The following is a 15,129-nucleotide window of genomic DNA, read 5'->3' on the forward strand; positions in this document are numbered from 1 at the left end:
GTTAGTTGTCCTCTTTTTTCATTTCGATGCTGTTCTGACGTACATGCACTAGCAGGCGGTAACTGTGACCGATTCCTTCTACTGGCTCGATTTGCTTCCATTCAGTGGTCTGGTCGTCGGAAAAATAAGCAATAACGCCAATAAACTGCGTTTTCGTATCCATTTTCACTGGTGGCAGGGTTTTCATGATGTCCGGCAGCAGACTGAGATCCTGGTGATCGATATAGTTTTTCCCCAGAACATCTGGCAGCGGCGTACTGGCAACCTGGTCATAATCAGCGGCCTGTAATTTTGAATCGTCACTCAGATAAACCAGTTGCACATCCACTGGAGCAGCTTCACCATCAGCGTTGACATTGGTGTCTGGTTCAGTGAGTAGTGTGACGGTAACTTCTGAGGGCTGATCCACCGTCTTTCCAACCTGTATATTCGGGTTGCTGATCACCTGGCCAAGTTTCTTCGCCGTTTCGCAACCGGTTAATGCAACACTAATCAGTACGAAGGCCAGAAGCGCCTTTGTATTCATGCTTCCGGCTCCCGCTGATTCTCACGTAATACCCGGTCATAAACTTGGGCGTAAACCTCGTTGAACAGCATGGAGAACCCCTGCTGGCGGTCTGATGCCAACTCGTCGTAATAATGGCTATACATCCGCCAGGCCTCAGCGTCATTCAACGGCTGGCGTAGTTCGTGACTACGGCGATACTGCACAAAACGACGCATCAAATTTTGCGGCGAAAAAGCGTCGAGCATCACGCGCAATGCCTCGCTAATCGCCACCCGGTTGGCATCGTCGTGATGGCAAATATTGCGCAGGCTCTCTCCAATAGCAGCGGGAGCCGCCAGATGCACTGGGCTTTTACCTTCGGCAAACATCACGTCCAACGCGGTGGCGTAATCCATGTTCAGACGTAGCGGGTTATCCTCTAAGGGTCTTAAATGTTTGTCCGACAAGCTATTCTGGCGGTGTTGTAAATCGAGTAATCCCTGAATTGCCGCTCTCAGTGCGCGGCCAGCCTCCTCCAGGAAATCATCAGCATCTTGTGAATTACGCACGGCAAGCGAACAACCCAATCCGCGCAACAGTGGAGTAACGGCAAGATGGAGTTGCGCTATTTCAGCCGGGGAAATTGCTTCGTCATGACTGTGATGCGGGTCGGCATATATCGGTGGCAGATCCATAAACTGGTTATTGATCCCACCATTCCTGGCAAGATCGGACTGCGGTGCGGAAGAGCGAACATGCGTTGCACTAGAAAATAAATCACCGGCTGTGGTCAGGCTTTCGGCCTGCAATGCCTGTAATGGGTCAGCCGAAAAACCGTTTACTACAGTGTCAACCAACTGGTGGCGATGAGGCATTCCAGGGTAAGCAGGCTGACCATCGGTGGTTAACAATGCATCTGCCAGTCGATCGCGGTTACTCACGATAGTTTCCGGTGCTGCCATCTGCTCGCTATAGCTAATCAGCTTTCCTTCGTGAATAAACACCTTCAGTGCAAGTGCACCGAGAACTATTTCATCCCCCTGACGCAGCCGTACTAACCCTGTATCCACAGAGACAGGAGCCAGATTGATCATCAGTCCAGGCATCAAACTGCGTAAGCAAAATGCACCGTCATGCAGGACAACCTGGCAGGCACGGCCAGGGATCGATCCGGCCCGATCTTGCATTGGCCAATGGCACGTAGAGGAATGACCGATATCTCCGCCTTCGGCAGTAAAGACACATTTTGCGGCACGCCCGCTTTCCAGTTCATTGCCGTTCATTATCTGCAAAGTCAATGACAGTGCAGAAGACTGTGGTTTTTCCTCAGCCATATGCTGTTCCATAGAATTATTCCCTGATGTGGAGGGTGACTGAAGGCGGTGCTTTCGGTTGACCAATAAATGCAGTACGTCCCACACAAGATCTAGACCGATCGCCCAAACGCATTCCTTTTGCCTGATCCGGAGCCAGGCACAACCGTAAATCCCAGGCGAATTGGTCACGCAACAGGAAGGAAATAAACATCATCAATGCCTGGTGGTTTTCACCGTCCGGCAAAAACGAGAGATAGCGCTCCATTGACAGGTTGCCAATCTGCAACAGAAATTTCCCACTGCGATCTGGCACGCGGGCACCAAGCGTAAAATTAACGCCAATCACAGAACGCCCAGGAATATGACCGGCTGTTTTCTTTTTCGAATTACGCACGCCCAGGCGGTTCTGCTGCGAAGACTCAATCGGCACTTTGCGCAACTGCCAGTTCTCAATAGTGACTTCCTGCAGATCAAAACAGTGAGATACCAGGTTGCACACTACATCTGGTGAGCGCCCCGGCGTTGCCAGCACGCCCGCGTAAGCCAGCATTTTGCTGTGGTTTATGGTGAGCTTGTCACGCACACTTTTATTGCCCAGCCCGACGAGCGCGTACATCCGTTGTGAAAAAACATCCGTACCACCATTGCGAAAACAGATGTAATAGCGGTACTTGCGCCAGGCGTGGTACACAAACTGTGTCCAGCGGTGGCTGAACAAGTCGAGAAACGCCGCCATTCCCTCTTCATTCTGGGCAGACTCCCGCGCCATCCGATCCAGGTAGTAACCAGGCAACGGCGATTGGCTGCCGGAAAAGCCGAGAAACTTAGTCGTCATGGTGAACTGCCCGACGTCGTTACGTTCAAGCACATCCAGATCGCTGCCCGGAAAAGCAATACTGGCGCTGGATTTGAACAGCGCAACTTCCCGCTCAGGTTCAGTACGCAGGGAGGGTTCCTGATTCGGCTCACCGTACTTGCGGTACAGTGCATCCATCAGCACATAAAAATTTGCCCCACGTATATCTGACGGAAACGACGCAGGTTTCCCTACATCAGTGCGTGCTGGCCGGTGTGTTGCCATTCCCAGTACTCCTGACTTTCCGTGTTAATGATTTTCAGACAGTGAAACGAATTGATGCTGGCATACAACGAGAAGAATTCAGACAGCACGGTTCCCAGCAAATAGATCTCTCCCTCGCAAATAAAAGGCTCAGGGTCTATCCACAACGTGGTTGATAACCCCCGCACAGGTACCCCCTTAAACAACCGATCGATAGGGCGAGATTCTATCTTTGCAATGGCATCTAACTTTTGGCCGGAGAGTCGTGCCTGCTGCGGATGATGAATGCCGGGCAAATCGAATGTGCGCAGCACCTGAACCAGCGCCTCTCGATCCAACAGGGAGAGATAGTTCAGGTTCATGCAGGAAATCAGCGACCAGTGCATATCGCCGTCTGTTATCGGATACAGCGGCCTGGTCGGTCGAGTGACATTGCTAAAGGACGCTACCGCTGGATTTTTATTAACGGCAACGCAGATGTCGCCAGTATGCAGTTGAACTGGCAGCATTCGGTTGGTGCAAACCAGTGAAGCAGTGATGACTTCACCACCCAACAGGGAACTATCCGGTTGGCTACCGTCAGCATGGACAAAAGCAATGGAATGATCCTGACCACTATGGAAAAGTGAGTTTTTTGTGCGGTGATGCCAGTAAATAACCTCGCGCTTGAGGCTGTATTCGATCTGATGTTGAAAGCCTTCAAACTCAGGCCAGAGACGAACACGTTTATCCTTAACGCTGTCTGTTATATTGCTGGAAACCGATTTTACCCAAAAAATATCATAGGATTCCGGGTGCTTTTGGCTGGCTCGCAGTGGATACTGCGATGCACTGTTATCAGGACTGACGGGTTCAGCATGATGGGCAAACAGGTTTACTGCTGGCGTACAGTAGAGGCGTAAAGAATTTTTACGCAGTTTGACATCAACAGGTAGCGGATGATTAAAGCGCAGGCGCAACGTAAAATTAGTGACCGGAAAATCTTCCGGCAGTGGTGTAGCACACCGTAGATGAAAGAAGAAAAAACTCTCCGGATAACAGAAATATTCCTGAAGAACGCGGTAGCCGTTATGGACATTTTTCGGCCAGGGTAGCAGGGCATCTTCCCGCTCAAATCCGGCCGCCTCCAGCCACAGTTCCGGTTGTGGCACATGACGATCTCCGGCGACCAATTCAGCATCCATTAACCTCTCACTGAACCATAAATAAAGCTGATGGCGGGTATAATCGTCTTCGTTGCCCAACCAGAAAGTGAGTTTATTCAGGTCCAGTGCACCAGGAGCTACGTTACCGTCAGTAAACAGATCTATTTCAATACACCCATCTTTCATGGTGCTGCTGTTACGCACATCCCCGGCATGCAAGGGTTGTAACCAGATATCACGCGCCAAAGTAAAATGGCAAGCAGGTGGCGAATCTTCTATATCGTCGGCCAGCGTACCCTGAGTGGCGGACAGTGACCCTCTTTTGGTCTGGGTTCTTACCAGTTCATCACGGCAAACCTGAACTGACGTTTTCAGTTCATTTTTAGGCTGATATTCAATGACCGTCATGGCCGGTACAGGGCGCAAATAATTAGGCCACAGCATATTAATTAAGCCGTGTGTGAATTCAGGGAATTCATCCTCCAGCTTTTGTCGCAGGCCACCAGAAAGAAAAGCGAAACCTTCCATCAGGCGCTCTACATCTGGGTCACCTTCTTTATCAGCCAGAAAGCGGGCCAGATAAGGTTTTTCCTGCGCCAACAGCTTTCCTAGCTGACGCAGGTAATCCAGCTCTTCACGATAGTAGCGTTCTTCGAAGGCCATCAGGTTTACTCCACACGCCAGTGCTGATGGTTATCCAGTAGGATGTCAAACTCCAGAACATCCCTGCTATCACTGAAATCCATTGTCGCAACAATATGAAAACGCAGTTCCAGCGGGGCATAACCATCCTCTGCCACTGCCGTCACACTCACATCTGAAATTCGTGGTTCAAAACGCAAAACGCAGTTGCTGATGGTATTTTTGATTCCCTCTCTGAAATCACCGGACACCAGGACACTATCATTTAAGTCGGTGATCCCCAGCTCCGGTGACCCATGACAACTGCCGGAACGAGTGTTAAGCACATTTTGCAGGTTGTTCAGAACAGAGCGCAGTAGCGCTTCTTTCGGTTTTCTGCGTAAAGGCGACTCAGCCGCCTCCCGAATACGTTCAAACAGACTGCCTGTACATCCTGACTCTCGTTCCATCATCATGGTTATTCCCTATCCAGACGCCCTACCAGTGACAATTCGAAACTTGCACCCATAAACTTGAAGTGAGGGCGAACGCTAAGCGCGACTCGGTACCAGCCCGGCTCTCCTTCCACGTCCATCACTTCCACTTTCGCCTGGCGTAACGGTTTACGGCTACGCACCTCAGAAGGTGGATTATCCTGGTCGGCAACATACTGGCGGATCCACGTATTCAGCTCGCGTTCCAGATCGCCACGCACTTTCCATGAACCCAATTGCTCACGTTGCAACACTTTGATGTAATGAGCTAATCGGTTGATAACAAATAAGTAAGGAAGCTGAGTACCCAGTTTGTAATTGGTTTCTGCAGCCTTTCCTTCTGGGGTTTTACTGAATGTTTTTGGCCTCTGCACGGAATTTGCAGAGAAGAAAGCAGCATTGTCGCTACCTTTACGCATAGTCAGGGTAATAAACCCTTCCTCTGCCAACTCATATTCGCGACGATCGGTGATGAGTACTTCTGTCGGGATTTTTGCCTGAATCTGCCCCATCGCTTCATACATATGGACTGGCAAATCTTTTACTGCCCCGCCACTTTGCGGGCCAATGATATTTGGGCACCAACGAGTAGAAGCAAAGCTTTCCGCCATATTGGCTGCCAGCAGGAATGCGGTGTTACCCCACAGGTAATCTTCATGACTACGGCTGACATTCTCTTGGTAATTAAAACTTTTTACTGGATTTTCGTACGCCGCGTACGGATGGCGCAGCAGAAAACGTGGTGCCGTCAGGCCAAGATTGCGAGCATCATCTGAATCGCGCAGGTTGCGCCATTTGGTGTAAGACGGGCCTTCAAAAATAGCCGCTACATCCCTAATCCCCGGCAGTTCGGTGAAGGAGTTCAATCCGAAAAATTCAGGTGAAACTGAAGAAAGGAATGGCGCGTGTGCCATCGAACTGACCGCACTGATATATTTCAACAGCTTCATATCAGCAGAGGTGTTTTCAAAAGCATAGTTGCCAATGATCGCTGCAACAGGCTCGCCGCCAAACTGACCGAAACCGCTGGAGTAAACATGCTTATAGAAGCCAGATTGAGTGATTTCTGGGGCAAATTCGAAATCGTCCAGTAATTCTTCTTTGGTGGCATGCATCACATGAATTTTGATGTTTTCGCGTGGATCGGCATGGTCAACCAGTAACTTCAGTGAACGCAGGAAAGATTCCAGCTCCTGAAACTTCGGCTCATGAAGAATGAGATCCATCTGACGGCCCGTGCGCTCATCAATGTCGGCGATCATGGCGTTGACAGCCAGGATATCAATAGATTCTGCGCTATCGTCACTCTGCAACAGGGCGGTAATAAATGCCGTCACACCCTGGCGGGCAACATCGTAACTTTCTGACTCAGGTTGGAAGCGAGTCTGCGCCATAATTTCGTCCAGCAAAGATGATGCAGCGGCTGGATTCGTGGTAACGGAGTCTTCCTGTAATAAGATGTCTGACATACTGAAATCCTTGTACAAAGTTATTTCTGGCCAGCAAGGCCTAACTCCGCAATCAACTGCTCGCGGGTTTCTTCGTTATTCAGCAACGCCTGAAGCCGGGCGCGAAACGCTGGCACGTTGCCCATAGGGCCGCGTAGAGCCACCAGTGCTTCACGTAGTTCCAGCATTTTTTTTATTTCTGGCACCTGGGCTGCAATATTGTCGGGCGTAAGATCGGCCATCGACTTCACTTTCAGGCTGATATTCATCAAGGCATTGGGGTCTTCACTAAGTGCTGACGAAACAGCGAACTCCCGTTCGATCCCTGCACGTTCCAGCACCGAGTTAAAATTGTTTCGGTTGATGGCAACTGGGTGGCGTTCATCCAGCGGCGTGTCCTCTGTTCCACCTTTCAGATCCCCAGTAACCAGAAGGTTAAGCGGCAGCTCAACCTCTGTCATTTGTCCATCAGTTTTTGGGGTGTAACGTATATTGATGCGCTCTTTAGGCGCGATACTGCCATCGTTTTTATTGCTGCTCATAAAAAAGTCCGTCAGGTTATCGTTCAGGCCATGAATACAACATAACCCGGACAGCGATTAAATACCGGGAACGCCTACTCGGTGGCAGTAAATAATTAAACAACTACTTAATCGTGTCGCATATTACGCACTAAAAATAATTTTAAAAGAGTTTTATATGAATATATAAAATACAAATTCAAATTAAGAAAACATATGAAAAATTAATTAATTTATAAAATAACCAATAAAAACAACATTATAAAACACTCATCAACTTCATTTATTTTAATTTCAAATATCAAGATAATCATTCATAGCTCAGGTAAATAGTGAATTCATTTACATTAATTATTATTAACGTGAGTGACATTGATGAACACTTAAAAAACCATCGATAATGAGATTAAAATCATAAAATGCAATGTTATATATGATCCAATATTGTCCTAAGTCGGATATATTTAAAATAGCACCAACAATACTAAAATATTTATGGGAACATATTTAAATAGCATTGGTAAGTATTTACACAGTTATCTGGTCTGGTGAAATTTATTCGTAAACCGGATACAGGAACAAAGCGGTTCTCGATGTATAGCCGTACCGCTTTCGCCTGCCGAGGATTAACGGCAGGCAGCCATAAGAGCAACTAAGACCATCCACAAGGAGTTAATGATTATGCCAACACCATGTTATATCTCGATGACAGGACAAACCCAGGGAAACATCACTGCGGGTGCATTCACCGCTGATTCTGTCGGTAACATTTATGTACAGGGCCATGAAGATGAAATGCTGGTGCAGGAATTCCTGCACAACGTTACCGTGCCGACCGATCCGCAATCCGGTCAGCCTTCAGGCCAGCGCGCGCATAAGCCGTTTATCTTTACTGTTGCGCTGAATAAAGCAGTTCCGCTGCTATACAACGCCTTAGCTTCAGGTGAAATGCTACCAACCACTGAGCTTAAATGGTGGCGTACTTCGATCGAAGGTAAGCAAGAGCACTATTTCACCACCCGTCTGACTGACTCGACTATTGTCGATATCAACCTTCATATGCCGCACTGCCAGGATCCTTCACAGCGTGAATTTACACAGCTTCTCGCCGTGAAGCTGGCTTACCGTAAAATCGAGTGGGAACACGTCAAGTCTGGTACTTCCGGTGCCGATGACTGGCGTGCACCTCTGGAAGCATAAGCATCAATTAACAGCCCTCTGTCCCTGCGGACAGGGGGCTGTTTTGTATTACGCACTCAGCCGCAGAGAGTGCACGGAGGTCATATGTCATTAAAAGGATTGCGCTTTACCCTCGAGGTCGACGGTCTGGGACCCGAGAGCTTCGCGGTCGTGAACTTTAGTCTGGCCCAGCATTATTCTCTGCCGTTTGTCCTGGATATTGATGTTGCCAGCGACGTTTTCCGGCTGACTGCGGAGAGAGTGCTGGAGAAGAACGCCACTCTGACCATCTGGCAGGGCGATACGCCTCAACGTTATATCACGGGTGTAATCACCACCTTCGGAATGAAAGAAAACACCGGCTGGCAGATGTTGTATCGTTTTCAGATTCGCCCACCTCTGTGGCGATGCGGCTTGCGCCAGAACTTCCGTATTTTCCAGCAGCAGGATATTCAGACTATTTCAGCTCTCTTGCTGCAGGAAAATGGCATCACTGACTGGCAGCCCTGGTTTTATGAAGACCATCCGGCCCGGGAGTTCTGCGTACAGTATGGTGAATCGGACCTGGATTTTTTGTCACGCCTGTGGGCTGAGGAAGGCATTTTCTTCTTTGATAAACATTCCCCGGACGGTGCGAGCCAGACATTGACGCTGTGCGATGATAAGGCTGGCCTGGCCCGGGCTGAAAACCCTCTACCATTTAACCCGAACACCCGCGAAGTCACGGATGAGTGTATCAGCGTGTTTCGCTATGAAGCCAGCGTCAGCCCCTCATCCGTAATAAGCCAGGACTACACCTTTAAAATACCCGACTGGCCGGGTCTCTATAGCCATGATGGCCAAAACCTGAACGGCCAGTTCTCGCAATATAAAATCTTTAATTATCCGGGGCGTTATAAAGACGAGCAGCACGGCAAAGATTTTACCCGCTACCGGATGGACGGCCTGCGCAATGATGCAGAAAAAGCCAGCGGCTCGACCAATACGCCGAAACTGTGGCCCGGCGTATGCTTTACGCTGACAAAACATCCGCAGGAAAACCTCAATCGCGACTGGCAGGTGGTCAGCAGCACGTTGTTGGGTAGCCAGCCACAGGCGCTGCATGGCAGTCAGGGAAGCGGCACCACCCTCAGCAACCAGTTTGAAGTGATACCCGCCGACCGCACCTGGCGCTCTATGCCCCTGCCGAAGCCGAAAGTGGATGGCCCGCAAAGCGCGGTGGTTACCGGCCCCCCAGGCGAAGAAATCTTCTGCGATGAGCACGGGCGTATTCGCGTCAAATTCATCTGGGACCGCTATCACGGCACCACCGAAGACAGCTCCTGCTGGATACGTGTCTCCCAGGCTTGGGCGGGCACCGGATTCGGCAACCTCGCGATCCCACGCGTCGGCCAGGAAGTGATTGTTGATTTTCTCCATGGGGACCCCGACCAGCCGATTGTGATGGGGCGGGCGTATCACGAAGACAACCGCTCACCGGGAGATTTGCCAGGCACCAAAACCCAGATGACCATTCGTTCGAAAACCTACAAAGGCAGTGGGTTTAACGAACTGAAATTCGATGACGCGACCGGCAAAGAACAGGTCTATATCCATGCGCAGAAAAACATGGATACCGAAGTTCTGAACAATCGCACTACCGATGTGAAAGTCGATCACACCGAAACCATCGGCAACAACCAGATAATCACCGTGGGGTTGGGCCAGACGGTGAGGATCGGTAAAGAAAATGCGGGCGGTCATGACCAGAAAATTACCGTATCCCACGACAGAGAGGTGAACATCGGCAACAACGAGACGCTGAAAGTAACCAACGACCGCATAGTCAGCATCAGTCACGACGATGCTCTGTCTGTCGAGAATGACCGCAAAGTAACAGTGGATGGCAAGCAGGAGCACAAGACCACTGGTAACCATAGCAGTCAGGTGGAAGGGAAACACAGCCTCGAAGTGAAAGGTGATCTGGCTCAAAAAGTGGCTGCTGCACTCAATATCGACGTTCAGGGCGAACTGGTGTTGCAAAGTGACAGTGAAATCAGCCTGCGGGTGGGAGGATCGTTCGTGGTTATTCATGCCAGCGGGGTGGACATCATGGGGCCGATGATAAACCTGAACAGCGTGGTGTAGCCCAAAAGCATCCGTGCAAACAGGGCAACTCACTCTCCAGATTGGCTTGAACAGAACATCTTAATTTCAGAAAAAAGGAACTCAATATGCCTATAGCAGCCAGACTCAGCGACAAGGGAACCCAGCATGAGGGCTATTGCGAAACCACCATTACCGCAGGTTCGCCCACGGTCTTGATCTGCGGCCTCCCTGCCGCCCGCATGGGCGACCCGCTAACACCGCATGCCAAACCCGAGCATCCACCCCATCCCCGCAAAATAGCAAGTGGCTCACCTACCGTCTTTATCGATGGCCTGCCTGCGGCCAGAACCGGTGATGCTATCGACTGCGGTGGTGTCGTTATCGGTAGCGGGACCGTTAACATCGGGTAATAGCTTTTTCTTGTATATACACCAGGGAGGTTTTATGTCCTTAAAAGGATTACGTTTTACCCTCGAGGTTGACGGTCTGGGGCCCGAAAGCTTCGCGGTCGTGAACTTTAGCCTGGCCCAGCATTATTCTCTACCGTTTGTCCTGGAGGTTGATGTTGCCAGCGACGTTTTCCGGCTGACTGCGGAGAGAGTGCTGGAGAAGAACGCCACGCTGACCATCTGGCAGGGCGAAACGCCTCAACGTTATGTCACGGGTGTAATCACCACCTTCGGAATGAAAGAAAACACCGGCTGGCAGAGTTATACCGTTTCACTATCCATCCTCCCCTGTGGCGTGCAGGTCTGCGCCAGAACTTCCGTAATTTCCAGCAGCAGGATATTCAGACTATTTCAGCGCTCCTGCTACAGGAAAACGGCATCACAGACTGGCAACCGTATTTTTATGAAGACCATGCCGATCGCGAGTTCTGCGTCCAGTATGGCGAAAGCGACCTGGCATTTTTGTCACGTCTGTGGGCTGAAGAGGGGATTTTCTTCTTCGACAAGCACTCCCCGGACGGTGCGAGCCAGACATTAACGTTGTGTGATGATAAGGCGGGCCTGGCCCGGGCTGAATCTTCCTTCCCGTTTAACCCGAACACTCGAGAAGTCACCGATGAGTGTATCAGCGTGTTTCGCTATGAAGCCTGCATCAGCCACTCATCCGTAATAAGCCAGGACTACACCTTTAAAATACCCGACTGGACGGGTCTCTATGACCACGATGCTGAAAATCTCAACGGTCAGCGCTCGCAATATAAAATCTTTAATTATCCGGGGCGTTATAAAGACGAACAGCACGGCAAAGATTTTACCCGCTACCGCATGGAAGGCCTGCGCAATGATGCAGAAAAAGCCAGCGGCTCGGCCAATACGCCAAAATTGTGGCCAGGCGTGTGCTTTGCGCTGACCAGACATCCACAGGAAAACCTGAACCGCCAGTGGCAGGTGGTGCGCAGTCTGCTCAGTGGAGAACAACCACAGGCGCTGCACGGCAGCCAGCGAAAAGGTACCACGCTCAGCAACCAGTTTGAGGTGATACCCGCTGACCGGACCTGGCGCTCCACGCCCCTGCCGAAGCCGAAAGTGGATGGCCCGCAAAGCGCTGTCGTCACCGGTCCCCCAGGCGAAGAAATCTTCTGCGATGAGTACGGACGTATTCGCGTCAAATTCATCTGGGACCGCTATCACGGCACCACCGAAGACAGCTCCTGCTGGATTCGTGTCTCGCAGGCATGGGCAGGTACCGGATTCGGCAATCTCGCCATCCCGCGCGTCGGCCAGGAAGTGATTGTTGATTTTCTCCATGGTGACCCGGACCAGCCCATCGTCATGGGACGGGCCTATCACGAAGACAACCGTTCGCCAGGCGACCTGCCGGGCACCAAAACCCAGATGACCATTCGTTCGAAAACCTACAAAGGCAGCGGGTTTAACGAACTGAAATTCGATGATGCGACCGGCAAAGAGCAGGTCTATGTCCATGCGCAAAAGAATATGGATACGGAAGTGCTGAACAATCGCACTACCGATGTGAAAGTCGATCACACCGAAACCATCGGTAACCACCAGAAGATCACCGTGGGGCTGGGTCAGAAGGTGTGGATCGGTAAAGAAAATGCGGGCGGCCATGACCAGACCATCACGGTGGCCCATGACCGCAGCATCACGGTACGCAACGACCAGACGCTGAAAGTGACAAATGACCGCACCGCCAACATCAGCCACGACGACGGTCTGTTTGTGGCGAATGACAGGAAAGTGACGGTGAAGGGGAATCAACATCACAAAACCACCGGTAATCACGTCAGTCTGGTGGAAGGGAAATGCAGCCTCGAAGTGAAAGGCGATCTGGCACAGAAAATTGCCGGCGCAATGGGGGTAAAAGTACAGGGATCTGTCGTGCTGCAGAGCGGCGAAAAAATCACCCTGAAGGTGGGCGGTTCGTCCGTTGTGATCCATGCCAGTGGCGTGGACATCATAGGGTCGAAGATCAACCTCAACAGTGGCGGCAGCCCAGGGACGCCGGTGCAGACATTGAATCCGGCAGTGCTGAAAGCGCTGCCGGATGATGGCGATGAAAATGCTGGGAGTGATGAGAATGCTGACAACGTTGGTAACGATGAAGGTGATGATAAGGGGAACGATGATCCAACCGTGAGATTCATGTTTTCGTAACAGAGTGAGTATTCAGACAGATAACTCGCAGTTATTACCTTAGCTACGCTTTTGAAAAAGGAATTTAAAATGATCATCAGCCCTCCGTTATTACATGAACATTCGGACACGGAAGCAGATTCCGACTGGGTCAACAGAATGATGCCTGTTGACTCACAGCGAACTTTCCCCATGAATGCAGGCCAGTCATGGCATGGTGGCATTCATCTCGTCGGTTCTCCATCCGACATCCTGCGGTGTATTGCCGATGGTGAAGTCATTTCACTGCGCCAGCCCGATCCGGCTAAAAGTCTTGTGCCGCCATTAAATTATAACGGGACGACAGACTACGGTTATGTTCTGCTGAAACACGAAACGGAAATCGGCAGCGGTGATGATGGCAAAATTGTTTATTACTCACTGTATATGCACCTGAAGAGCATCAGCAGTGACATCTCTGCAGGGAAAAAACTTTACCGTAAAGAGTCCATCGGCACGGCTGGCGTGGTGGATGGCCAGAACGGGCTGCATTTTCAGATTTTCTGTGATGATGAAAATATCCGGAAAATCACTGGCAGAACGGCTCCGGAACTGGATCTGACGAAAGATGGCCGCATCGACGCCGTTTATGGTGATATGCATTTCTGCCTGCCAGCAGGGACATCGGTGTATGCCAGTGCACCGGATGGGAATTCGCCAACAGTAAGCGGTACACAAGTGACAACCAGCGTACCGCTGTATGTGACCATGAGCTTCAGCAAAGGCAGTTGTACGATGGTGACGCGCCAGCAAAATCTCGGACAGACGGGGCAGTATTCTGTCGTGGGAGAATCCCTGAATAACGCCGATGGTGAGGATTATGAATACAACCTCTATTCCACTGCGCTGAAACTTTACTCGGACAGCCCGAGTGCCGGATACGAAATGCTACGATTCGGGCGGGTGATCAATACAGAATACGAAACATTATCCCCTGCGGATGCGCCGCTGTGGCGGACAGTAAGCACGCCCGAAGGTAACGGCTTTGTGAATCTGGCGGCCCCTGATATCCGCGTTTACAGTGACGGAGATTTTCCGCACTGGATGGGATGGACACTGGTGGATGATGATACGGATACCAACAGCCAGTGCAATTCACCGACTATCCTCAATTCAACTCGCACGGATTTAAGCCAGATGGTTTGTCATTTCCCGCTGGAATGGGATACGGGCACGGTGGACACGCGCTTTGAGTGGCTGAAGTCGCCCAATGACGTGCTGAATAAACCCATGACGGAGTGTGACCTGGGGCTACTTACCGATCACGGGAAAGCGCTTTGCCTGACCGAGAACCCATTACCTTCCGGACGGGTATGGCATTTTGACCCACGGCAGTTTATTGCACATTTCAGGAAGTGTAATTGGATCTCAAAAAATGAATTTACATTAATATATCCAGATAATATGTACCCTGTGACAAAATTACAGGTAATAAACAAAACACCTGAGGGTATTCGGGAAAAATATCGTTGCATTATAAACAATGCATTAGAGAAATATTTCATCATCACACCAACAAGGAAATCTCATTTTTTCGGACAAGGTGCTGTTGAATCAAATATGCTTTCGCTAATGGTTGAAGGGGCTGTAAGTTTCAACAGAAACCCATCACACGCCAGCTTTGGAAGTGAGGCTGGTGGGTTTTATAATCCACCACAGGGGGGATATCTTGACTATCTCAATAATCGTTTAGGCAACATAGAAACTGGTGATGGCCCTAAGTTTAGAGGTCGCGGAATGAAACAATTAACAGGCAGGGAAAACTACAGTAAATACTGGGGCTATAGAGGCTGGATAAATATCAATGAATACAAAATGACCTATAAAGGTTTTGTTTCACAATGGTGGAATCCTACCAACCTGAGTAAGGCTCCAGTCATCCCCGACCCTCAGAAGTTATCTGTAGATGATTACAGCTGTATAGATGCTGGCAGTTGGTACTGGGCAGCGGGATCTCGAGTTAATAAATTTTTATCTATTAACAAATCAATTTTTGAAGGAAATATCGATTTTGAGCACTCAAAAACTGTAACCTACTCTATTAATGGTGGATACACTGCAGATATCGAACGATGGAACCACACTACCAGAATATCTAAAATCCTAATGGATAAGGTCTGCTAGC

Annotated in this window: 11 protein-coding genes and 1 pseudogene; 5 read left to right on the top strand and 7 right to left on the bottom strand. The window is 50.1% G+C overall.

Annotated features, from left to right (window positions below; all coding sequences use genetic code 11):
* Position 1 precedes the first annotated feature (1 nt).
* The 7 genes from tssJ to tssB are packed head-to-tail and all read right to left on the bottom strand — an operon-like array spanning position 2 to position 7,113.
* A complete protein-coding gene (gene tssJ, locus OH773_RS19650) occupies positions 2 to 526 on the bottom strand; it encodes a type VI secretion system lipoprotein TssJ (RefSeq protein ID WP_270141168.1) in 525 nt (174 codons plus the stop codon).
* On the bottom strand, positions 523 to 1,821 hold the full coding sequence (gene tagH, locus OH773_RS19655; protein WP_333482184.1) for a type VI secretion system-associated FHA domain protein TagH: 1,299 nt from the start codon (positions 1,819 to 1,821) through the stop codon (positions 523 to 525). The genes tssJ and tagH overlap by 4 nt, the downstream gene beginning before the upstream one ends.
* A gap of 16 nt (positions 1,822 to 1,837) precedes the next feature.
* A complete protein-coding gene (gene tssG, locus OH773_RS19660; RefSeq protein ID WP_270141172.1) occupies positions 1,838 to 2,884 on the bottom strand; it encodes a type VI secretion system baseplate subunit TssG in 1,047 nt (348 codons plus the stop codon).
* Positions 2,851 to 4,671: a type VI secretion system baseplate subunit TssF gene (gene tssF / locus OH773_RS19665; protein WP_270141174.1), complete on the bottom strand. Its 1,821-nt coding sequence runs from the start codon at positions 4,669 to 4,671 to the stop codon at positions 2,851 to 2,853. The genes tssG and tssF overlap by 34 nt, the downstream gene beginning before the upstream one ends.
* 5 nt (positions 4,672 to 4,676) lie before the next feature.
* Positions 4,677 to 5,102 (bottom strand): type VI secretion system baseplate subunit TssE, encoded by a 426-nt coding sequence (tssE, locus tag OH773_RS19670; RefSeq protein ID WP_270145970.1) that lies wholly within the window; start codon positions 5,100 to 5,102, stop codon positions 4,677 to 4,679.
* 5 nt (positions 5,103 to 5,107) lie between these two features.
* A complete protein-coding gene (tssC, locus tag OH773_RS19675; RefSeq protein WP_270145972.1) occupies positions 5,108 to 6,583 on the bottom strand; it encodes a type VI secretion system contractile sheath large subunit in 1,476 nt (491 codons plus the stop codon).
* A gap of 29 nt (positions 6,584 to 6,612) precedes the next feature.
* The gene (tssB, locus tag OH773_RS19680; protein ID WP_270141176.1) at positions 6,613 to 7,113 is read right to left on the bottom strand and encodes a type VI secretion system contractile sheath small subunit; all 501 of its coding nucleotides are present in this window, start codon (positions 7,111 to 7,113) and stop codon (positions 6,613 to 6,615) included.
* A 660-nt stretch (positions 7,114 to 7,773) separates the two neighbouring features.
* On the opposite strand from tssB, the gene OH773_RS19685 reads away from it, so the two are divergent.
* The 5 genes and pseudogenes from OH773_RS19685 to OH773_RS19705 all read left to right on the top strand — a co-directional run bounded on the left by OH773_RS19685 (position 7,774) and on the right by OH773_RS19705 (position 15,128).
* The gene (locus OH773_RS19685) at positions 7,774 to 8,292 is read left to right on the top strand and encodes an Hcp family type VI secretion system effector (protein ID WP_270141178.1); all 519 of its coding nucleotides are present in this window, start codon (positions 7,774 to 7,776) and stop codon (positions 8,290 to 8,292) included.
* An 84-nt stretch (positions 8,293 to 8,376) separates the two neighbouring features.
* Entirely contained in the window at positions 8,377 to 10,398 is a 2,022-nt protein-coding gene (gene tssI, locus OH773_RS19690; protein WP_270141180.1) for a type VI secretion system tip protein TssI/VgrG, read from the top strand.
* Positions 10,399 to 10,484: 86 nt separating this feature from the next.
* Positions 10,485 to 10,769: a type VI secretion system PAAR protein gene (locus OH773_RS19695; protein WP_270141182.1), complete on the top strand. Its 285-nt coding sequence runs from the start codon at positions 10,485 to 10,487 to the stop codon at positions 10,767 to 10,769.
* A 34-nt stretch (positions 10,770 to 10,803) separates the two neighbouring features.
* Positions 10,804 to 12,986 (top strand): annotated as a pseudogene (locus tag OH773_RS19700) (type VI secretion system Vgr family protein).
* A 69-nt stretch (positions 12,987 to 13,055) separates the two neighbouring features.
* On the top strand, positions 13,056 to 15,128 hold the full coding sequence (locus OH773_RS19705; RefSeq protein WP_270141184.1) for a kinase: 2,073 nt from the start codon (positions 13,056 to 13,058) through the stop codon (positions 15,126 to 15,128).
* Position 15,129 lies beyond the last annotated feature (1 nt).

This window comes from Buttiauxella sp. WJP83 (genome assembly GCF_027594725.1).
GTDB lineage: Bacteria > Pseudomonadota > Gammaproteobacteria > Enterobacterales > Enterobacteriaceae > Buttiauxella > Buttiauxella selenatireducens.